At 72.3% G+C, this 21,525-nt stretch carries 16 protein-coding genes; 8 read left to right on the top strand and 8 right to left on the bottom strand.

The window, feature by feature from the left end:
• Positions 1-45: 45 nt before the first annotated feature.
• Positions 46-2,085: a helix-hairpin-helix domain-containing protein gene (locus ACP7TJ_RS06005; protein ID WP_427762371.1), complete on the bottom strand. Its 2,040-nt coding sequence runs from the start codon at positions 2,083-2,085 to the stop codon at positions 46-48.
• Complete coding sequence (locus ACP7TJ_RS06000; RefSeq protein ID WP_167744423.1) at positions 2,082-3,068, bottom strand: aldo/keto reductase; 987 nt, start codon at positions 3,066-3,068, stop codon at positions 2,082-2,084. The genes ACP7TJ_RS06005 and ACP7TJ_RS06000 overlap by 4 nt, the downstream gene beginning before the upstream one ends.
• Before the next feature lie 188 nt (positions 3,069-3,256).
• Here ACP7TJ_RS06000 and ACP7TJ_RS05995 point away from each other — a divergent pair, with 188 nt between their 5' ends.
• Positions 3,257-4,312 carry an LLM class F420-dependent oxidoreductase gene (locus ACP7TJ_RS05995; RefSeq protein ID WP_167744424.1) on the top strand — a complete coding sequence of 352 codons (1,056 nt, stop codon included), beginning with the start codon at positions 3,257-3,259 and terminating at the stop codon, positions 4,310-4,312.
• Between the two features lie 273 nt (positions 4,313-4,585).
• The gene (locus tag ACP7TJ_RS05990; RefSeq protein WP_093768511.1) at positions 4,586-5,374 is read left to right on the top strand and encodes a ferritin-like domain-containing protein; all 789 of its coding nucleotides are present in this window, start codon (positions 4,586-4,588) and stop codon (positions 5,372-5,374) included.
• 13 nt (positions 5,375-5,387) lie between these two features.
• On the opposite strand, the gene corA is transcribed toward ACP7TJ_RS05990, so the two are convergent.
• Positions 5,388-6,383 (bottom strand): magnesium/cobalt transporter CorA, encoded by a 996-nt coding sequence (corA, locus tag ACP7TJ_RS05985; RefSeq protein WP_167744426.1) that lies wholly within the window; start codon positions 6,381-6,383, stop codon positions 5,388-5,390.
• A gap of 107 nt (positions 6,384-6,490) precedes the next feature.
• Here corA and ACP7TJ_RS05980 point away from each other — a divergent pair, with 107 nt between their 5' ends.
• The 4 genes from ACP7TJ_RS05980 to mshC all read left to right on the top strand — a co-directional run bounded on the left by ACP7TJ_RS05980 (position 6,491) and on the right by mshC (position 9,995).
• The gene (locus tag ACP7TJ_RS05980; RefSeq protein ID WP_093768509.1) at positions 6,491-7,177 is read left to right on the top strand and encodes a histidine phosphatase family protein; all 687 of its coding nucleotides are present in this window, start codon (positions 6,491-6,493) and stop codon (positions 7,175-7,177) included.
• An 88-nt stretch (positions 7,178-7,265) separates the two neighbouring features.
• Positions 7,266-7,856 (top strand): DUF3090 domain-containing protein, encoded by a 591-nt coding sequence (locus ACP7TJ_RS05975; protein WP_093768508.1) that lies wholly within the window; start codon positions 7,266-7,268, stop codon positions 7,854-7,856.
• Positions 7,820-8,653: an SCO1664 family protein gene (locus ACP7TJ_RS05970; RefSeq protein ID WP_404715645.1), complete on the top strand. Its 834-nt coding sequence runs from the start codon at positions 7,820-7,822 to the stop codon at positions 8,651-8,653. The genes ACP7TJ_RS05975 and ACP7TJ_RS05970 overlap by 37 nt, the downstream gene beginning before the upstream one ends.
• A gap of 112 nt (positions 8,654-8,765) precedes the next feature.
• A complete protein-coding gene (gene mshC, locus ACP7TJ_RS05965) occupies positions 8,766-9,995 on the top strand; it encodes a cysteine--1-D-myo-inosityl 2-amino-2-deoxy-alpha-D-glucopyranoside ligase (RefSeq protein ID WP_093768506.1) in 1,230 nt (409 codons plus the stop codon).
• A 114-nt stretch (positions 9,996-10,109) separates the two neighbouring features.
• Here the strand turns inward: mshC and ACP7TJ_RS05960 are convergent, their stop codons facing one another.
• From ACP7TJ_RS05960 to ACP7TJ_RS05940, 5 genes are all read right to left on the bottom strand, one after another.
• Complete coding sequence (locus tag ACP7TJ_RS05960; protein ID WP_189911894.1) at positions 10,110-11,090, bottom strand: PAC2 family protein; 981 nt, start codon at positions 11,088-11,090, stop codon at positions 10,110-10,112.
• Between the two features lie 228 nt (positions 11,091-11,318).
• Positions 11,319-12,935 carry a glycerol-3-phosphate dehydrogenase/oxidase gene (locus ACP7TJ_RS05955; RefSeq protein ID WP_167744428.1) on the bottom strand — a complete coding sequence of 539 codons (1,617 nt, stop codon included), beginning with the start codon at positions 12,933-12,935 and terminating at the stop codon, positions 11,319-11,321.
• 7 nt (positions 12,936-12,942) lie between these two features.
• Positions 12,943-14,481, bottom strand: coding sequence for a glycerol kinase GlpK (glpK, locus tag ACP7TJ_RS05950; RefSeq protein ID WP_093768503.1), 1,539 nt, complete (start codon positions 14,479-14,481; stop codon positions 12,943-12,945).
• Between the two features lie 83 nt (positions 14,482-14,564).
• The gene (locus ACP7TJ_RS05945) at positions 14,565-15,359 is read right to left on the bottom strand and encodes an MIP/aquaporin family protein (protein WP_093768502.1); all 795 of its coding nucleotides are present in this window, start codon (positions 15,357-15,359) and stop codon (positions 14,565-14,567) included.
• A gap of 362 nt (positions 15,360-15,721) precedes the next feature.
• Complete coding sequence (locus ACP7TJ_RS05940; protein ID WP_093768501.1) at positions 15,722-16,486, bottom strand: IclR family transcriptional regulator; 765 nt, start codon at positions 16,484-16,486, stop codon at positions 15,722-15,724.
• A 299-nt stretch (positions 16,487-16,785) separates the two neighbouring features.
• Here ACP7TJ_RS05940 and metH point away from each other — a divergent pair, with 299 nt between their 5' ends.
• Complete coding sequence (metH, locus tag ACP7TJ_RS05935) at positions 16,786-20,298, top strand: methionine synthase (RefSeq protein WP_427762365.1); 3,513 nt, start codon at positions 16,786-16,788, stop codon at positions 20,296-20,298.
• A 151-nt stretch (positions 20,299-20,449) separates the two neighbouring features.
• Complete coding sequence (locus ACP7TJ_RS05930) at positions 20,450-21,151, top strand: HAD family hydrolase (RefSeq protein WP_093765782.1); 702 nt, start codon at positions 20,450-20,452, stop codon at positions 21,149-21,151.
• The last annotated feature ends 374 nt before the right edge of the window (positions 21,152-21,525 follow it).

Genomic DNA, 21,525 nt, shown 5'->3' with positions numbered 1-21,525 from the left:
GTGCCGCCGCCGTCGCGCACACTGCGCCGGGGGCGCCCTGAACACCTAATCCGCCGCCCCAGGCAACTGCGGTGCCAGCAGCACGGGCAGGCGCGTCGTGCGCGGCTTCGCCGGGACCTCGGCGACCGCCCGCTGGAGGGCCTGGTCCACTCCGTGGACCACCGACAGGTGGCGGTCGGCGCGGCTGAAGGCCGTGTAGATCCAGGGGCGGCTCAGGGCGGGGACCGCGTCGCCGGGGAGGACCACGACCGCCGCCGGCCAGCGGGCGCCCACCGCCTGGTGCGCGGTCAGCGCCCAGCCGTGGCGGACCGTCTGCTCCACGCGGTCACGCGGCACGACGACCGTCTCGCCCGCGCAGTCCAGGCGCAGGCCCTGGCCGTCCGCCCCGACCACGCGGCCCGGCAGGGTGCGTCCGGGAGCGGGGGACCACGCGACCCGGTCGCCGGGGTCGAAGCCGGCGAAGCGGCCCGGGCCCGGGTTCAGCCGCTCCTTCAGCGCCGCGTTCAGCACGCGCGTGCCGACCGCGCCGCCGTGGCCCGGGGTGATCACCTGCGTCTCCTCGGCCGGCACCCCGAGGGCGCGGGGCACCGAGTCCGCCACCAGCTGGACGGTCCGGTGCACCGCCTCGCCCGCGTCCCGCACGGGCACGATGACGACCTCCTTCTCGGGGGCCTCCACCTGGAGCAGCTCGCCGACGCCGATGCCCGAGACCAGCTCGCCCAGCGGCCCCGGATCCGGGCGCCGGGAAGCGATCTGCGGGCAGGCCCGCACCGCCAGCAGATCCGCGAACACCCGCCCGGGTCCCACCGACCACAGCACCGCCGGGTCGCCGGACAGGACCAGCCGCGCCCCGTCCGGCAGGGACTCCGACAGCAGCGCGGCGGTCTCCACGTCGAGCTGCGGCGCGTCCAGCACCACCAGCAGGTCCACGGCCAGCGCGCCCTCCGGGTCCCGCCCGGGCCCCTCGGCGCCGGACAGCAGCCCGGCGACGGTGGCGACGGCCGGGCCGTCGACGCGGGACGCGAACCGCTCCCGCCCGACCGGGCTGTGCGTGGCCGCCCAGGCGCGCAGCCCCATGCCGTGCGCCGCGTTCAGCAGGGCCGCCGGCTCGGCCAGCGCGGCCTCCCCGCCGGTGTGCAGCACCAGTCCGTGCCCCGAGGCCGCGCGGATCAGGTCGGCCGCGGAGCCCTCCGCCGCGGAGGCCGCCCGCTCCCACTCCTCGGCCGCCCCGTCCTGCTTGGGCGCGGAGTTGATCAGCCGGGCCAGACCGTCGGCGAGGCTCTCCTCGGCGAGGGCGCAGCGCTCCAGACCGACCAGCACCCGGACGGGCTGCTCCTCGTCCTCCCCGACCGCCTCGCCGACCGCGTCCTGGAACACGAGGACGTCCCCCTCGGCGATGGCGTTCCGCACCGCGTCCTCCGGGCCGGGCACGCCCTGGCGGCCCAGCGCCTCGGTGAGCGCGGCGGTCTCCAGCACCGTGTGCCCGGCCGCGGCGGCCTGCTCCAGCAGCCAGACGGTCAGCGCACGGCCCCGCCGCTCGTCGTCGGGCCCGGCCTCGCCGCCGAGCAGCGCGCGGGCGAACCCGTCCGCCTGCTCGGGGCGGACGCCCGGCACCCGCAGAAGCTGCCAGGGATCCTCCCGCAGCAGGTCCGCGGCGTCCTCGCCCAGGGCGGCGGCGGCCGGCGCGGCGAGCGCGGCGGGCGCACCGCCCCGCGTCAGGACCTCCCGCACCTCGCCCACGGTGCCCTCGGCGGGCGCGGCCGGTCCCTCCGGGACCACCGGGGCCCGCCGCACCGGCTCGGGCGCGGGGCGCCGCGGCGCGGGCCGCGCCTCCTCGAACACGGTGGCCGGCGGCTTCTCGCCGCTCTCCACGGCCCGGACGGCGGCGAGCAGGTCGGCCGCCGTGCCGCTCAGCTTGGCGCCGGCCTCGATCGGGCCCTGCCGCTCCGCCTTGCGCCGCTCGATCCGCTCCCGCTCCAGGCGCTGCGCGGCCAGCTCCGCCTCGGCCTCGGACACCTGCGCGCCCTCGGCGGGCGTGCCGTCGTCCGCGCTCCTCGGCTCCTCAGGGGTCTCCGGCGTGCTCACAGCGTGCTCCAGTCGTGATCGGGATAGCGGTGCACGGGAGCCGACACGTCGTCGAGCGCCCGGCAGATCTCGTCAGGAAGACTAAGCGCCTCCACTGACAACGCCGCCGTGAGCTGCTGCGCCGTCCGCGCGCCCACGATGGGCGCGGTCACCCCCGGCCGGTCGCGGACCCAGGCGAGCGCCACCTGGAGCGCGGTCACCGCGAGCCCATCCGCCGCGGTCGTCACCGCGTCCACGATCCGGCTCGCCGTGTCGTCCAGGTACGGCGCGACGAACGGCGCGAGGTGCTCCGAGGCGCCGCGCGAGTCCGCCGGGGTGGCGTCCCCGCGGTACTTGCCGGTGAGCACGCCCCGCCCGAGCGGGGAGGACGGCAGCATGCCGATGCCGAGGTCGACCGCGGCGGGCAGCACCTCCCGCTCCACCCCGCGCTGCAGCAGCGAGTACTCCATCTGGGTGCTCGCCAGGCGGGTGCGCGCGCCCGGTGCGGCGAGCTGCCAGGTCGCGGCCTTGGCGAGCTGCCAGCCGCAGAAGTTGGACACGCCCGCGTACCGCACCCGGCCGCTGGCGACGGCGATGTCCAGCGCCTGGAGCGTCTCCTCCAGCGGGGTGGCCGGATCGTAGGCGTGGACGTGCCACACGTCGACGTAGTCGGTGCCGAGGCGGGTGAGCGAGGCGTCCAGCGCGGACAGCAGATGGCCGCGCGAGCCGTCGAACCGGCGGTCCGGGTCGGGCACGCTGCCGGCCTTCGTGGAGATCACCAGGTCCCGGCGCGGCACCAGCCCCTCCATCAGCCGCCCGAGCAGATACTCGGCCTCCCCGTCGCCGTACACGTCCGCCGTGTCGACCAGCGTCCCGCCCGCGTCCCAGAACGTCTTCAAGAGCTCTGCCGCGTCGTGCTCGTCGGTGTCACGGCCCCAGGTGAGGGTCCCGAGCCCGATCCGGGACACACGCAGGCCGGTGCGGCCGAGATGCCTCTGCTCCATGAACGCCGAGATTACTGGCCGGAGCCTCACGAGTGGGGGCCTGTGGACAACCGTTTTCCGGGCGCCGCGCGACCGCCCGCGGGGCCGGCCCGACCCGCCCCGCCGTGCCTCCGGCACCCCTCCCTCGCGGGCGCGGGAGGTATAAGGTCTGCGCAAGTCACGTTACTGATCGGTAAGGGGAGACGGCCATGCAGCTAGGGATCAACCTCGGCTACTGGGGCGCCGGAATGGACGCGGACAACCTCGCCGTGGCCCAGGAGGCGGACCGCCTCGGATACGCGGTCTGCTGGGCCGCCGAGGCCTACGGCTCCGACGCCGCCACCGTCCTCGCCTTCGTCGCGGCCCGCACCGAGCGCATCGACGTGGGCTCGGCCATCTTCCAGATCCCGGCCCGCCAGCCGGCCATGACCGCGATGACCGCGGCCACCCTCGACTCGCTGTCCGAGGGCCGCTTCCGCCTCGGTCTCGGCGTCTCCGGCCCCCAGGTCTCGGAGGGCTGGTACGGCGTCAAGTTCGACAAGCCGCTGGCCCGCACCCGCGAGTACGTCGAGATCATCCGCAAGGCCATGACCCGCGAGCGCCTCTCCTTCGAGGGCGAGCACTGGACCCTGCCCCTGCCCGGAGGCCCGGGCAAGCCCCTCAAGCTCACCGTGCACCCGCAGCGCGAGCACATCCCGCTGTACATCGCCGCGATCGGCCCGAAGAACCTCGAGCAGACCGGTGAGATCGCCGACGGCGCCCTGCTGATCTTCCCGTCCGCCGACCACCTGGAGGACACCGCCGTCCGCCATCTGCGCGCGGGCCGCGAGAAGGCCGGCAAGACCCTCGAGGGCTTCGACATCTGCCCGACCGTCCCGCTCGCCGTGGGAGACGACAAGGACGTGGCCACGCTCGCCGACACCTTCCGCCCCTACACGGCGCTGTACGTCGGCGGCATGGGCAGCCGCAAGCAGAACTTCTACAACCAGCTCGCCCAGCGGATGGGCTACGAGCGGGAGGCCGCCGAGATCCAGGACAAGTACCTGTCCGGCGACAAGCAGGGCGCGGCCGCCGCCGTCCCGCACGACCTGATCGACCGCACCACCCTGCTCGGCTCGGTCGACCGCATCGCCGACCGCATGAAGGCCTACGCGGCCGCCGGGGTCACCACCCTCACCCTCGCCCCGGCCGGCTTCACCCTCGACGAGCGGCTGGCCTCGCTGCGCGCCGGCGTCGAGGCCCTGGAGCGCGCGGGCCTGGCCTGACCCGTCCGGCCGCCGCCGCGTCCCCCGCGGCGGCGGCCAGGTCCTGCGGCCGTGGTGGGGGCTCGGGGGTCGACCCCGCCACGGCCGTCACCCACACCAACGCCCTCAGGCCCCCGGGGTTACGCGCCCCCGCGCCACCCCGCACGTACTCCAATTGGCGGAGTTGTCCGCCGCACCGGTTGCCGCACCCCCACCGGCGCACTTGACTCCTTCTTTGCGGAACTGTGGACGTGCGGACCGCGGACCTGCGGACGCCGCGGAGAGGTGGGCCCCATGCTGTCGGCGAAGAGTCTGTTCCAGGAGATCCTCGACAACGACGAGTCGTTCGCGCTGTTCTGTTCGATCGCCGCGAGCGGTGAGTCCCAAGGCGGCTGGGAGAACGCCCGTATCGCCGCCCTCGTGCCCGAGTCCCAGCGGGACCTGGCCCCCAAGATCACCCGGCACGGCGCCGACGAGGACAAACACGGCCGGATCTTCAACGCCCTGCTGAAGAAGCGCGGTCTGGAGCCCGTCCCGGTCCCTCCGGACACCGACTACACGATGCTCCTGGAGCGGAACGGCATCGGCCTGGCCCACGACAAGCTCAAGCGCGACGAGCCGCTCACCGTCCAGGACATCGTCACCTACCTCGCCCACAGCAGGGTCACCGAGCAGCGCGCCTCCGAGCAGATGGAACTGCTGCGCAAGCACTTCGCGGACCACCCCGACATCGGCCGCGCGGTGAAGATGATCTCCAACGACGAGGACAACCACCTCGCCTACTGCCACGAGGAGCTGCTCCGCTTCGCCTACGCCGGACACGGCCGTGCCATCCAGCGCACCCTGCGCGAGTGCGCGCGCGCCGAGATCCGCGTCTACCGCGACGTCAGCCTCGCCGTGACGGCCCACATGGGCCGCATCCTCGGCTGGCCGAAACCCAAGGCGGCGCTCCTCGCGGCCGGCATCCACGCCGTGTACCTGTACGAACGCCTCGGCGGCCGGCGCCGCATGGTCTCGCTGCGGATGCCCGAGCGGCGCGACGCGCTGGGCGGCCCCGCGACCCCGGAGCCGGAAGTGGCCTGACCGCCCGCGCCGGCTACAGCCACCCCCGGCGCTTGAAGGTGCGGAACAGCACCACCTCGAGCACAACCATCAGCGCGATCAGCACCGGGTACGACCACGTCCAGCGCAGCTCGGGCATGTGCTCGAAGTTCATCCCGTAGATGCCCGCGATCATCGTGGGGACCACGGCCATGGCCGCCCACGCGGAGATCTTCCGCATGTCGTCGTTCTGCTGCACGCCCACCTGCGCCAGATGCGCCGACAGGACGTCCGAGACCAGCCGGTCCTGCCCCTCCACCGTCTCGTTCACGCGCGTGAGGTGGTCGTGGACGTCACGGAAGTACGGCCGGGACCCGTCCTCCACGAACGGCACCCGCGCCCCGGACGTGCCGACCCCCGCCAGCCGGGCCAGCGGCGCCGCCAGCGGCACGGTGGCCCGGCGAAACTCCAGGATCTGCCGCTTGAAGCCGTAGATCCTGGAGGCGGTACGGCGCGAACCGCCCGCGTCGGGGGTGAAGACCTCCGCCTCCAGCTCCTCCAGGTCGGTCTGCAGCTCGGTCGCCACCTCCAGGTAGTGGTCGACCACGGCGTCGGCGACTGCGTACAGCACCGCCGTCGCCCCCTCGCCCAGCAGCTCAGGCTCCCGCTCCAGCCGGTCCCGCACCGCGTCCAGGGGGGCTCCCTCCCCGTGCCGTACGCTCACCGCGAACGAGTCGCCCAGGAAGAGCATGATCTCGCCGGAGGACACGGTGTCGCCGCTCGGCTCGTACACCACCGGCTTGAGGACCACGAACACCGAGTCGTCGTAGACTTCCAGCTTCGGCCGCTGGTGCGCCTTGAGGGCGTCCTCCACCGCCAGCGGATGCAGCGCGAACTCCCGCGCGACCAGGTCGAACTCCTCCGCCGTCGGCTCGTGCAGCCCGATCCAGACGAAACCTCCCGCCGACCGTGCCTCGTCCAGCGCGTCGGAGAAGTCCTGGGGGCCCTCCACCCGGTGCCCCTCCCGGTAGACGCCGCAGTCGACGATCACGAAGCATGCCCTCCCGTCCCGACAACCGGTCTGCCGTCGCCTTCCCGTCCCGCCGTCGTCCACACGCCCCGCTCCCCGGGCACGCCCCTGCGCCTACCCTGGGCCGCATGCCCACGTTGCTCCTGGTCCGGCACGGACGATCCACCGCCAACACCGAGGGACTGCTCGCCGGCTGGACGCCCGGCGTGCACCTCGACGACCGCGGGACCGCACAGGCGGCCGCCCTGCCCGGACGGCTCGCCCCGCTGCCGCTGGCCGAGGTCGTCACCAGCCCGCTCGACCGCTGCCGGGAGACCGTCGGCCCGCTGCTCCAGGCCCGCCCCGGCCTCACCCACCACACCGACGAACGCATCGGCGAGTGCCACTACGGCGACTGGACCGGACGCAAGCTCGCCGAGCTCAAGGACGAGCCGCTCATGGAGGTCGTGCAGGCGCACCCGTCCGCCGCGGCCTTCCCCGGCGGGGAGTCCATGCGCGCCATGCAGACGCGCGCCGCCGAAGCGGTGCGCGAGTGGAACGCGCGCGTGGAGCGCGACCACGGACCCGACGCCGTGTACCTGATGTGCTCGCACGGCGACATCATCAAGTCTCTGGTGGCGGACGCCCTCGGACTTCATCTCGACCTCTTCCAGCGGATCTCCGTCGAACCGTGTTCCGTCACCGCGATCCGTTACACCCGGCTGCGCCCCTTTCTCCTCAGACTCGGCGACACCGGCGACTTCGCGTCCCTGGCGCCGCGCGAGGAGCCGCCGGCCGGCGACGCCACGGTGGGGGGCGACGCGGGCGCACCGTGATCGTTCCCCGCAGTAGGGTGAAGCGACCGCAGAGCCTGCGTTCCGAACCACCCATCGCCCGATCCCCGACTTCCCATGGAGACAGGACGTGTCCCGTCAGGTGTTCCTCTACGACCCACCGGAACGTTTCGTGGCCGGCACGGTCGGACTGCCAGGGCGCCGTACGTTCTTCCTCCAGGCATCCGCCGGCTCCCGGGTGACCAGCGTGGCCCTGGAGAAGACCCAGGTCGCGGCGCTCGCCGAACGCATGGACGAGCTGCTCGACGAGGTGGTGCGCCGCAGCGGCGGCAGCGCGGCCGTGCCCGCGATGGCGCCGGCCGAGATCACCGACACCGCGCCGCTGGACACCCCCGTGGAGGAGGAGTTCCGCGTCGGCACCATGGCGCTCGCCTGGGACGGCGAGGAGCAGCGCATGATCGTGGAGGCGCAGGCCCTCGTCGAACTGGACGCCGACTCCGACGAGGACCTCGCCGAGGCGGAGGAGCGGCTCCTCCAGGACGAGGAGAACGGCCCCCCGGTGCTGCGCGTCCGGCTCACCGGGGCGCAGGCGCGGGCCTTCGCCAAGCGCGCCCTGGACGTCGTCAACGCGGGCCGGCCGCCGTGCCCGCTGTGCAGTCTCCCGCTCGACCCGGAAGGACACGTATGTCCGCGCCAGAACGGATACCGCCGCGGAGCGTGACCGCCACCGATCCGGCCGCGGCCGAGCTGCTCGCCCGCGGCGAGCTGACCGTGCGCGGACGCATCCGTGAGGCCTCGAACGCCGCGCTGTACTGCACCGTCACCCACCAGGACCGCGAGGCCGCCTGCGTCTACAAGCCCGTCGCGGGGGAGCGGCCCCTGTGGGACTTCCCCGACGGCACCCTGGCCGGCCGCGAGGCGGCCGCGTACGAGGTGTCCCGGGCGACCGGCTGGGACCTGGTGCCGCCCACCGTGCTGCGCGACGGCCCGTACGGCGAGGGCATGTGCCAGCTGTGGATCGAGACCGCGCCCGGCGCCGAGCTGCTCGCCCTGGTGGACGGCGAGGAGCCCGAGCCGGGCTGGAAGGCGATCGGCTTCGCCGAGGCCGGCGAGGGCCGCACCGCGCTGCTGGTGCACGCCGACGACGACCGCCTGCGCCGCCTCTCCGTGCTCGACGCGGTGATCAACAACGCCGACCGCAAGGGCGGGCACCTGCTGCCCACGGCCGACGGCCGCCTCTACGGCATCGACCACGGGGTCACCTTCAACACCGAGAACAAGCTGCGCACGCTGCTGTGGGGCTGGGCGGGGGAGCCGCTGCCCGAGGAGGCCCTGGAGGTCCTGAGGACCCTCAGGGGCGCCCTCGCCCCCTCCGGGCCCCTCACCACGGCCCTGAGCCCGCTGATCACCCCCGCGGAGATCGACGCCACCCGCGCCCGCGTGGACTCCCTGCTCGCCTCCGGCACCCACCCGGAACCGGGCACCGACTGGCCCGCCATCCCCTGGCCCCCGGTCTGACCGTGACGGAGGCCGGTCGGGCACACGGCACGGCGACCCGCAAGACCGCCTTCCCGGCCATACAGCCCGTTCCGGTTCGTATCCGGAACTCGGGTCCGGTTAGGCTCATGACATGCATGCCTGGCCCGCTTCCGAAGTCCCCGCCCTGCCCGGTCAGGGCCGCGACCTGAGGATCCACGACACCGCGACCGACGGTCCGGTCACCCTCGACCCCGGTCCCGTCGCCCGTCTCTACGTCTGCGGCATCACGCCCTACGACGCCACCCACATCGGACACGCGGCGACCTACAACGCGTTCGACCTCGTGCAGCGCGTGTGGCTCGACAACAAGCGGCAGGTTCACTACGTCCAGAACGTCACCGACGTCGACGACCCGCTGCTGGAGCGGGCCGAGCGCGACGGCGTCGACTGGACCGCACTCGCCGAGCGGGAGACGGCCCTGTTCCGCGAGGACATGACCGCCCTGCGGATGCTGCCGCCCCGGCACTACATAGGCGCGGTCGAGGCCATACCCGGCATCGTCCCGATCGTCGAGCGGCTCCGGGAACTCGGCGCCACCTACGAGATCGACGGCGACATCTACTTCTCCGTCGAATCCGACCGGCACTTCGGCCAGGTCTCGCACCTGGACGCGGCCGCCATGCGGATGCTGTCCGCCGAACGCGGCGGCGACCCGGACCGCCCGGGCAAGAAGAACCCCGTCGACCCGATGCTCTGGATGGCCGCCCGCGAGGGCGAGCCGAGCTGGGACGGCGGCTCGCTCGGCCGCGGCCGGCCCGGCTGGCACATCGAGTGCGTGGCCATCGCCCTCGACCACCTCGGCATGACCTTCGACATCCAGGGCGGCGGCTCCGACCTGGTCTTCCCGCACCACGAGATGGGCGCCTCGCACGCCCAGGTGCTCACCGGCGAGTACCCGATGGCCAAGGCCTATGTACACGCCGGCATGGTCGCCCTGGACGGCGAGAAGATGTCCAAGTCCAAGGGCAACCTGGTCTTCGTCTCCCAGCTCCGGCGCGACGGCGTCGACCCGGCGGCGATCCGCCTGGCGCTCCTCGCCCACCACTACCGCTCCGACTGGGAGTGGACCGGCCAGGTCCTCCAGGACGCCGTGACCCGCCTTCAGCACTGGCGCGCCGCGGTCTCCCGCCCCGACGGCCCGTCCGCCGAGGCGCTCGTCGAGGAGATCCGCGACGCCCTCGCGGACGACCTGAACGCCCCGGCCGCGCTCGCCGCCGTCGACCGCTGGACCGTGCTGCAGGAGCAGAGCGGCGGCACCGACACCGGCGCGCCCGGCATCGTCTCCCGCGCCGTGGACGCACTGCTGGGAGTCGCCCTCTAAGGGGCGCGGGGAACTGCGCGAACAACCACGACGGCGCCGCACCCGGCGTACGACGGCGAGACAGCGCGAAGGGGCGCCCCGTTCCTGGAACGGGGCGCCCCTTGCTGCGTCTCCTCAGTCGTCCGGCGACTCGTCGCCGTCCTCCTGCCGAGGCGGCTTGGACGGCCGAGACCGGCCGCCGGGCCCGTCCCGCCGGTACGACGGCCCACCGTCGGACCCCTCCGCGGTCGCGTGACCTCCGGGTGGGCCCGATGCCCCGTCCCGCCGCCGCAGATACCGCTCGAACTCGCGGGCGATCGCCTCGCCGGACGCCTCCGGCAGCTCGGCGGTGTCCCGCGCCTCCTCCAGCGTCTGCACGTACTCGGCGACCTCGCTGTCCTCCGCGGCCAGCTGGTCCACGCCCACCTGCCAGGCGCGCGCGTCCTCGGGCAGCTCGCCCAGCGGGATCCGCACGTCGATCAGGTCCTCGAGCCGGTTCAGCAGGGCCAGCGTGGCCTTCGGGTTGGGCGGCTGCGACACGTAGTGCGGGACCGCCGCCCACAGCGACACCGCGGGGACGCCCGCGTGCGTGCACGCCTCCTGGAGGATGCCGACGATGCCCGTGGGCCCTTCGTACTTGGTCTCCTCGAGGTCCATGCGGCGGGCCAGGTCCGGGTCGGACGTGGTCCCGCTGATCGGGACCGGACGGGTGTGGGGGGTGTCACCGAGCAGCGCGCCCAGCACCACCACCAGCTCCACGCCCAGCTCGTGCGCGAAGCCGAGGATCTCGTTGCAGAACGAGCGCCAGCGCATGGACGGTTCGATGCCGCGCACCAGCACCAGGTCGCGCGGTTTCTCGCCGCCCACCCGCACCACCGACAGCCGCGTCGTCGGCCAGGTGATCTTCCGCACGCCGTTCTCCATGAACACCGTGGGGCGGTTGACCTGGAAGTCGTAGTAGTCCTCGGCGTCGAGCGCCGCGAACACCTCGCCCTTCCACTCCCTGTCCAGATGCGCGACCGCGGTGGAGGCGGCGTCACCGGCGTCGTTCCAGCCCTCGAACGCGGCCACCATGACCGGGTCGATCAGCTCGGGAACCCCCTCGAGCTCGATCACCCAGCGCCTCCTTCCGACGTGCCCTCGTGTACGCACCAACCTTACGGCGTGTCCACGGGGGCTCCCGCAGCTCCCCGCTCAAGGGGAGTGCCCCATCACTGCCCCGCACGGCACCGGGAAACACCCCGTGCGGCGGACCGCGGAACGCGGCGAGGGGCGGCCCCGTCGGCGCGGGCCGCCCCTCAACCGCACGCCGGCTCCCGTGCGGGGGAGCCGGCGCGGGCGCGGTCACTTCCTGTCGAGCAGCTCCTGCACGTCCGCCCGGATCTCGTCCGTGGCCAGGCCCCGGATGGTCAGGGTGGTGCGGCGGCGCAGCACGTCGTCCGCGGTCTCGGCCCACTCGTGGTCCCGGGCCCACACGACCTGCGCCCAGATCTCCGGGGCGTCCGGGTGGACACGCCGGGCCAGCGCCGGGTCCTCGTTCGCCAGGCGGGCGATGTCGAAGGCCAGCGACCCGTAGTGGGTGGCCAGGTGCCGGGCGGTGTCCGCCGCCATGCGCGGGCCGGGCGCCGGGCCGTCCACCAGCAGGCGGTGGGCGACGGCGCGCGGGTTGGCCACGCCGGGCAGCGGCAGCTTCTTCGGCAGCGCGCCGACCGGCTCGAAGTTCTCGCCCAGCGGATGGCCGGGCAGCTCCTGCAGCTTGCGCATCACCGTACGGCCGATGTGGCGGAACGTGGTCCACTTGCCGCCCGCGACGGACAGCATCCCGCCCCGGCCCTCGGTGACCACCGTCTCCCGCTTGGCCTTGGCCGTGTCGCCGGGACCGCCCGGCAGCACCCGCAGACCGGCGAAGGAGTAGGTGATCAGGTCACGGCCGAGCTGCTGGTCCCGGATGGAGAACGCGGCCTCGTCGAGTATCTGCGCGATGTCCTTCTCGTTCACCGCGACGTCCGCCGGGTCGCCCTCGTACACCTCGTCGGTGGTGCCGAGCAGCAGCATGTCCTCCCAGGGGAGGGCGAAGGTGATCCGGTACTTGTCGATGGGCGTGGCCAGCGCGGCCTTCCACGGGGAGGTCCGCTTCAGGACCAGGTGCGCGCCCTTAGACAGCCGGATCGACGGGGCGGCGTCCGGGTCCTCCATGCGGCGCAGGTGGTCCACCCACGGGCCGGTCGCGTTGAGCACCAGCCGCGCGTTGACGCCGAACTCGTCGCCGGAGAGCCGGTCCCGCAGCTCGGCGCCGGTGACCCGGCCCTTGGTGAAGCGCAGGCCCGTCACCTCGGCGTGGTTGAGCACGACCGCGCCCGACTCGGCGGCCGCGCGGACCGTCATCAGCGCCATGCGCGCGTCGTTCATCTGGTCGTCGCCGTACACGGCCACGGCCTTGAGGTTCTCGGTGCGCAGCTCCGGCACGTCCTGCGCGGCCTTCGCTGGCGAGAGCAGGTGGCCGACGCCGTCACCGAAGGCCGACAGCGCCGAGTAGGCGAACACACCGGCCCCGAGCTTCGCCGCGCCGTGCGGCCCGCCCTTGTACACGGGGAGGTAGAACGTGAGCGGGTTCGACAGGTGGGGGGCCACCTGACGGGAGACCGCACGGCGCTCGAAGTGGTTCTCCGCCACCAGCTTCACCGCGCCGGTCTGCAGGTAGCGCAGACCGCCGTGGAGCAGCTTGGAGGAGGCGGAGGAGGTGGCCCCGGCGAAGTCACCGGCGTCCACCAGAGCCACCCTGAGACCGGACTGCGCGGCGTGCCAGGCGGTGGAGATGCCCAGGATGCCGCCGCCGATGACGAGGAGGTCGTACGACGCCTTGGAAAGCTGCTCCCGGGTCTCGGCACGGCTCGGGTTCGGGCCGGACGCCGGGTGCGTCCCCAGGGCAGGTACGGACTGCAGGGTGGCTTGGGTGGTCATGGCGGTTCTACTCCTCGTCCTCGAGCCAGCCCATGGTCCGCTCGACGGCCTTGAGCCAGCTCTTGTACTCACGGTCGCGGGTGTCCGCGTCCATGCGGGGGGTCCACTCGGCGGCCCTGCGCCAGTTGGCGCGCAGGTCGTCGGTGCTGTTCCAGAAGCCGACGGCCAGGCCGGCGGCGTAGGCGGCGCCGAGGCAGGTGGTCTCGGCGACCATCGGGCGCACCACGGGGGCGTCCAGGAAGTCCGAGAGCGTCTGCATCAGCAGGTTGTTGGAGGTCATGCCGCCGTCGACCTTGAGGGCGGTGAGCTCCACGCCGGAGTCCTTCGTCATGGCGTCGGCGATCTCCCGCGTCTGCCAGGCGGTGGCCTCCAGGACGGCGCGCGCGAGGTGCGCCTTGGTCACGTACCGGGTGAGGCCGGCGATCACTCCGCGGGCGTCGGAGCGCCAGTACGGGGCGAACAGGCCGGAGAAGGCCGGCACGAAGTAGGCGCCGCCGTTGTCCTCGACGGACAGCGCCAGGGTCTCGATCTCGGCGGCGGTGGAGATCAGGCCCATCTGGTCGCGCATCCACTGCACCAGCGAACCGGTGACGGCGATCGAGCCCTCCAGGGCGTAGACCGGCTTCTGGTCGCCGATCTGGTAGCCGACCGTGGTCAGCAGGCCGCTGTAGGAGTTGATGAGCTTGTCGCCGGTGTTCATCACCATGAAGGTGCCGGTGCCGTAGGTCGACTTGGTCTCGCCCTCGGAGAAGCAGGTCTGGCCGAACAGGGCCGCCTGCTGGTCGCCCAGCGCCGAGGCGACCGGGATGCCGCCGAGCAGGTCGCCCAGCTTGCCGCCCTTGATCTCGCCGTAGACCTCGGCGGAGGAGCGGATCTCCGGCAGCATCGGCGTGGGGACGCCGATCGACTCGGCGATCTTCTGGTCCCACTGCATGGTGTGCAGGTTCATCAGCAGGGTGCGGGAGGCGTTGGTGACGTCGGTGACGTGCCGGCCGCCGTCCGTTCCGCCCGTGAGGTTCCAGATGACCCATGTGTCCATGGTGCCGAAAAGAATGTCGCCCGCTTCCGCACGCTCCTTCAGGCCCTCGACGTTGTCGAGCAGCCAGCGGGCCTTGGGGCCGGCGAAGTAGGAGGCCAGGGGCAGGCCCGTCTCGCGGCGGAAGCGGTCCTGGCCCACGTTGCGGCCCAGCTCACGGCAGAGGGCGTCGGTACGGGTGTCCTGCCAGACGATCGCGTTGTGGACCGGCTCACCGGTGTGCCTGTCCCACAGCACGGTGGTCTCGCGCTGGTTGGTGATGCCGATGGCCTTGATGTCGTCCCGGGTGATGCCGGCCTTGGCGACGGCGCCGGCGACCACCTCCTGGACGTTGGCCCAGATCTCGGTGGCGTCGTGCTCCACCCAGCCGGGCTTGGGGAAGATCTGCTCGTGCTCCTTCTGGTCGACGGAGACGATGCGCCCGTCGCGGTCGAAGACGATGCAGCGGGAAGAGGTGGTGCCCTGGTCGATGGCGGCGATGAACGGGCCGGCGGTGTGGGCGTCGGTCACGGTGTGCTCCTGGAAGTTCCTTGGTTACGGGGCAGTGGGTACGGCGCTTCTGCAACGATCGCGGTGGAAGCCGGTGAGGTCATCTAGGCGAAGGCGACGTTGTAGACGCCGGCCGCGATGGCGCCGCCGATCAGCGGACCGACCACCGGGACCCAGGCGTACGACCAGTCGGAGCCGCCCTTGTTGGGCAGCGGCAGCAGGGCGTGGACGATACGGGGGCCGAGGTCACGGGCGGGGTTGATGGCGTAGCCCGTCGGGCCGCCCAGCGACAGGCCGATCGAGACCACCACGAGCGCGGTGATCAGACCGCCGAGCACGCCGAGGCCGTTGCCCGCGTCGTTCAGGCCCTGCGTGAGCACGGCGAGCAGCAGCACGAAGGTGCCGATGATCTCCGTGGTGAGGTTCTGCACCGTGTTCCGGATCTCCGGACCCGTGGAGAAGACGCCGAGCACCGGGCCGGCGCCCTTCTCCTGCGCCTCGACGGCCTTGGCGGACGTCGTCTGGGCGCCCGGGCCGCCGACGATCTCCTTGTCGGTGAGGTGGGCCTGGAACTGGCCGTAGTACGCGAGCCACACCAGCGTGGCGCCGATCATCGCGCCGAGGAACTCCCCGGCGAAGTAGGTCGGGACGTTCGCCCACTCGCCGTCCTTGACGGCGAGGGCGACGGTCACGGCCGGATTCAGATGGGCGCCGGAGAGCGGCCCCGCGATGTAGACCGCCGTCATGACGGCGAAGCCCCAGCCGAAGGCGATGGCGAGCCAGCCGGCGTTACGGGCCTTGGAGGCCTTGAGCGTCACGGCGGCGCACACACCGCCGCCGAGCAGGATGAGTATGGCGGTACCGATGGTCTCGCCGATGAAGATGTCGGAGCTGGACACCCGCGACTCCTTTGTCCTTCGTCCAGGGATGCCGACCCCCGGGTCCCTCCGGGGATTGGCGCCCTCAGGGGGTGAGAGCGTTGCCGGCCCTTGGCGTTGTCCCACTCTAGCGCGTATTGCCGGTAGGTGTTCGACAATGCCGACCGATGGACGGGAGTCTTGCCCGGCACCGGAGATGCGTCAAGAGTCTCGGTTGTCGAAAGTGCGATCGTTATTGATCGCCGGGGTGACCCGGGCGGACCGGGCGCCGCGCGTCTTCGTTCGCGGGCGTGCCTGAGCCCCGGCCCGCCCTCGGGGCGTCCGGGTGCTGTGTGTCCGACATGGGGCGGGCGCCGGGTCGCCGCCTGGGCGCGCCCGCCCGCTCAGAAGCGTCCGGCGCCCAGGTCCCGCGACACCGCGCGGGCGCAGTCCCGCACCGCCGCGATCAGCTCGGGCCGCAGCTCGCCGTCCTTGCGCAGCCGCTCCACCGCGCCGGTGATGCCGACCGCCCCGACCGGCATGCGCCGCCGGTCGTGGATGGGCGCGGCGAGCGAGGCCACGCCCTCCCAGGTCTCCTCCACGTCCGCCGCGTACCCCCGCGCGCGGGTGAGGTCGAGGATCTCCTCGAAGGCCTCGACATCGCACACCGTGCGGTCGGTGAACGCCTTGCGATCGGCCTCCAGGGCCTCGCTGTGCGCGACCGGGTCGTAGGCCGACAGCACCTTGCCCAGGGCCGTGGAGTGCAGCGGCTGCATGGCGCCGATCTCCAGCACCTGCCGGCTGTCGTCGGGCCGGAAGACGTGGTGCACGATCAGCACGCCCTGCTGGTGCAGCACCCCGAGGTAGACGCTCTCCCCGCTGGAGCGTGCCAGGTCGTCCGTCCACACCAGGGCGCGGGCGCGCAGCTCGTGCACGTCCAGGTAGGTGGTGCCCAGGCGCAGCAGCTCGGCGCCCAGCTGGTAGCGGCCGGAGGCCTCATCCTGTTCGACGAACCCCTCCTGCTGGAGGGTGCGCAGGATGCCGTGGGCGGTGCCCTTGGCGAGGCCCAGCGAGGAGGCGATGTCCGAGAGGCCGAGCCGTCGCTCGCCGCCCGCGAGCAGGCGCAGCATCGCTGCCGCCCGTTCGAGCGACTGGATGTTCCGTGCCATCGCCGTACTGCCTCCGTCCCCTTCGAGCGCCGACTCGCGACGTCGCTGCCGCTGTTCGGCAATGCCGAACACTACCGGTCGATGCCGACCCTTCGCTAATGGTCGGTCATGATCGGCCGGGTCTCTCCCGCCCCGACCGTCGCCCGTCGGCCATCTTCGTCCGGCCCGTGGACGCTCCCGACGCCAGGGGGCGGTCCCGGATACCCTGACGGCGTGCGCCCTGCCGGGGAAGCTCGAACAGGTGACTTTTCCGGGCAGCCGCAAAGCCGACAGCCGTCGCACCTGAGGGAGCCCCTTTCATGGCCTCGTTGCCGCTGACCCCTTCCGCCGACAGCCGGACCCGTGTGTCCGCACTCCGTGAGGCCCTGGCCACCCGTGTGGTGGTGGCCGACGGAGCCATGGGCACGATGCTCCAGGCCCAGGACCCCACGCTCGAGGACTTCCAGAACCTCGAGGGCTGCAACGAGATCCTGAACGTCACCCGCCCCGACATCGTCCGTTCGGTCCATGCCGAGTACTTCGACGCGGGCGTCGACTGCGTCGAGACGAACACGTTCGGCGCCAACCTCACCGCATTGGGCGAATACGACATCGCCGAGCGCGTGCTCGAACTGTCCGAGGCGGGCGCCCGCATCGCCCGCGAGACGGCGGACGAGTTCACCGGCCGGGACGGCCGGCCGCGCTGGGTGCTGGGCTCCATGGGCCCGGGCACCAAGCTGCCCACCCTCGGCCACACCACGTTCGGCGCCATCCGCGACGCCTACCAGCAGAACGCGGAGGGCCTGCTCGCCGGCGGCGCCGACGCGCTGCTCGTGGAGACCACGCAGGACCTGCTGCAGACCAAGGCGTCCGTCATCGCCGCCCGCCGCGCCATGGAGGCCGTCGGCCTCGAGGTCCCGCTGATCGTGTCGGTGACGGTGGAGACCACCGGCACGATGCTGCTCGGCTCGGAGATCGGTGCGGCCCTGACCGCGCTGGAGCCGCTGGGCATCGACATGATCGGCCTGAACTGTGCGACCGGCCCCGCGGAGATGAGCGAGCACCTGCGCTACCTGGCGCGCCACTCCCGCGTCCGGCTGTCGTGCATGCCGAACGCCGGTCTGCCCGAGCTGACCAAGGACGGCGCCCACTACCCGCTGACCCCGCCGGAGCTGGCGGATGCGCAGGAGACGTTCGTGCGGGAGTACGGGCTGTCGCTGGTGGGCGGCTGCTGCGGCACCACTCCGGAGCATCTGCGGCGGCTGGTCGAGCGGGTGCGGGAGCTGGCCCCGGTGGAGCGCGACCCGCGGCCCGAGCCGGGTGCGGCGTCCCTCTACCAGAGCGTGCCGTTCCGGCAGGACACCTCGTACCTGGCGATCGGTGAGCGCACGAACGCCAACGGGTCGAAGAAGTTCCGTGAGGCGATGCTGGAGGGCCGCTGGGACGACTGCGTGGAGATGGCGCGGGAGCAGATCCGCGAGGGCGCGCACATGCTGGACCTGTGCGTCGACTACGTGGGCCGTGACGGTGCGGCGGACATGCGGGAGCTGGCGGGCCGGTTCGCGACCGCCTCGACGCTGCCGATCGTGCTGGACTCCACCGAGGTCGACGTGATCCGCGCCGGGCTGGAGAAGCTCGGCGGCCGCGCGGTGATCAACTCGGTGAACTACGAGGACGGCGACGGCCCCGAGTCGCGCTTCGCCCGGGTGACGGAGCTGGCGCGGGAGCACGGTGCGGCGCTGATCGCGCTGACCATCGACGAGGAGGGGCAGGCGCGCACGGCCCAGAAGAAGGTCGAGATCGCCGAGCGCCTGATCGCGGATCTGACCGGGAACTGGGGCATCCGCGAGGAGGACATCCTCGTGGACTGTCTGACGTTCACGATCTGCACCGGCCAGGAGGAGTCCCGCAAGGACGGCCTGGCCACGATCGAGGGCATCCGTGAGCTGAAGCGCCGCCATCCGGACGTGCAGACCACGTTGGGTCTGTCGAACATTTCCTTCGGCCTGAACCCGGCGGCCCGCATCCTGCTGAACAGTGTCTTCCTGGACGAGTGCGTGAAGGCGGGCCTGGACTCGGCGATCGTGCACGCGTCGAAGATCCTTCCGATCGCGCGGTTCAGTGAGGAGGAAGTGACCACCGCCCTGGACCTGATCTACGACCGCCGCTCGGAGGGCTACGACCCGCTGCAGAAGCTCATGCAGCTGTTCGAGGGGGCGACGGCGAAGTCGCTGAAGGCGGGCAAGGCGGAGGAGCTGGCCGCGCTGCCGCTGGAGGAGCGCCTCAAGCGCCGCATCATCGACGGCGAGAAGAACGGCCTGGAGGCCGATCTGGACGAGGCGCTTGAGACGCGCAGGGCGCTGGACATCGTCAACGACACCTTGCTGGACGGGATGAAGGTGGTCGGTGAGCTGTTCGGGTCGGGGCAGATGCAGCTGCCGTTCGTGCTGCAGTCGGCCGAGGTGATGAAGAGCGCGGTGGCTCATCTGGAGCCGCACATGGAGAAGACCGACGAGGCCGGCAAGGGCACGATCGTGCTGGCCACGGTGCGCGGGGACGTGCACGACATCGGCAAGAACCTGGTCGACATCATCCTGTCGAACAACGGCTACAACGTGGTCAACCTCGGCATCAAGCAGCCGGTGTCGGCGATCCTGGAGGCCGCGGACGAGCACAAGGCCGACGTGATCGGCATGTCGGGTCTGCTGGTGAAGTCCACGGTGATCATGAAGGAGAACCTGGAGGAGCTCAACCAGCGCGGCCTGGCCGCCGACTACCCGGTCATCCTCGGCGGCGCCGCCCTCACCCGCGCCTACGTCGAACAGGACCTGCACGAGATCTACCAGGGCGAGGTCCGCTACGCCCGCGACGCGTTCGAGGGCCTGCGCCTGATGGACGCCCTCATCGGCATCAAACGCGGCGTCCCCGGCGCCACGCTGCCCGAGCTGAAACAGCGCCGGGTCCGCGCGACGACCGTGGAGATCGAGGAGCGCCCGCAGGAAGGCAGCGTCCGCTCCGACGTCGCCACCGACAACCCGGTCCCCACCCCGCCGTTCCGGGGCACCCGCGTCGTCAAGGGCATCCAGCTCAAGGAATACGCCTCCTGGCTCGACGAGGGCGCGCTGTTCAAGGGCCAGTGGGGTCTGAAGCAGGCCCGCACCGGCGACGGCCCCACCTACGAGGAACTGGTGGAGACCGAGGGCCGGCCGCGGCTGCGCGGTCTGCTGGACCGGCTCCAGACGGAGAACCTGCTGGAGGCGGCCGTGGTCTACGGCTACTTCCCGTGCGTCTCCAAGGACGACGACCTGATCATCCTGGACGAGGAGGGCAACGAGCGCACCCGCTTCACCTTCCCGCGCCAGCGCCGCGGCCGTCGTCTGTGCCTGGCCGACTTCTTCCGCCCGGAGGAGTCCGGCGAGACGGACGTCGTCGGGTTCCAGGTCGTCACCGTCGGCTCCCGCATCGGCGAGGAGACCGCCCGGCTCTTCGAGGCCAACGCCTACCGCGAGTACCTGGAGCTGCACGGCCTGTCCGTCCAGCTCGCCGAGGCCCTCGCCGAGTACTGGCACGCCCGCGTGCGGTCCGAGCTCGGCTTCGGGGGCGAGGACCCGGACGCCATGGAGGACATGTTCGCCCTGAAGTACCGGGGCGCGCGCTTCTCCCTCGGCTACGGCGCCTGCCCCGACCTGGAGGACCGCGCGAAGATCGCGGACCTGCTCCAGCCGGAACGCATCGGCGTACAGCTCTCCGAGGAGTTCCAGCTCCACCCCGAGCAGTCCACCGACGCCATCGTGATCCACCACCCGGAGGCGAAGTACTTCAACGCCCGCTGAGCCGGTCCGGCGACGCCCGCCGGGCCCGTGCCGCCGCCGCCCCGGCCGCCGCACCAGGCACGTCCGGCGCACCCGACGTATACTGGTCGGTCCACTGCAGGCCGGTTCCCCCTGGGGAACCGGCCTGATCGTCCCTACAGGAGGTTGGTGGATGACCAGTACGGTCCCCGCACTCGGAACCCTGACGGCCCAAGGCTCGGCTCTCCAGGCCGTGCTCCTCGACATGGACGGCACCCTGGTGGACACCGAGGGCTTCTGGTGGGACGTCGAGGTGGAGGTCTTCAGCTCCCTCGGCCACACCCTCGACGACGCCTGGCGCCATGTGGTGGTCGGCGGCCCCATGACCCGCAGCGCGGGATTCCTGATCGAGGCGACCGGGGCCGACATCGGCCTCGACGAGCTCACGGTCCTGCTCAACGACGCCTTCGAGAGCCGCATCGACCACGCCCTGCCGCTGATGCCGGGCGCCGCGCGCCTGCTCGACGAGCTGGCCGAGCACGAGATCCCGACTGCGCTCGTCTCCGCCTCCCACCGGCGCATCATCGACCGGGTGCTGCCCGTCCTGGGCGCCGAGTACTTCGCCCTGTCCGTCGCCGGTGACGAGGTGCCGCGCACCAAGCCGCACCCCGACCCCTACCTCGCGGCGGCCGTCGGACTCGGCGCCGACCCCGTGCGCTGCGCGGTCGTCGAGGACACGGTCACCGGCGTCACCGCCGCCGAGGCCGCCGGCTGCCAGGTCGTCGCGGTGCCCTCGGTGGGCCCGATCACCCCCGCCGCCCGGCGCACGGTCGTCCCGTCGCTCGACGTCGTGGACCTGCCGTTCCTGCGAGGTCTGATGACAGACCTGCGCTGACCGTTCACGCGGTGTGCACCGCCGTCGGAACCGGCATGCGCGGCGCTCCGTCCAGGGGCCGTTCCGTCCGAGCCGTCCGCATGCGTTTCCGGCCGCGGGTGGCCGAATGTGCAGAGTCACCGAAGCCCCTTTCACATGTGATCTTCACCACATTCACACGGGTCGACAACGATGTCCGGGCGTGCATCCCGCCCGATTCAGGAGATCACCGGCGCGCCCATGTGTCCCGATTGGTGGGAAGCTGCACTAATCCTTCCCCTGTCATCCCTGTCGGTCCGTTCACACCTGGTTCCACTGCGTGATGAGGCCCCAACTCCGGGGGCTGCGAACCCTCCTGCGGACGCGGACTAATGTCGTCGCGAGAACCACACCCC

It is taken from the genome of Streptomyces sp. DSM 41931, assembly GCF_050271085.1.
Taxonomy (GTDB): domain Bacteria; phylum Actinomycetota; class Actinomycetes; order Streptomycetales; family Streptomycetaceae; genus Streptomyces; species Streptomyces albogriseolus.
The sequence above is the reverse complement of the archived record's forward strand: the minus strand, read 5'-3'. Positions and strand labels throughout refer to the sequence as shown.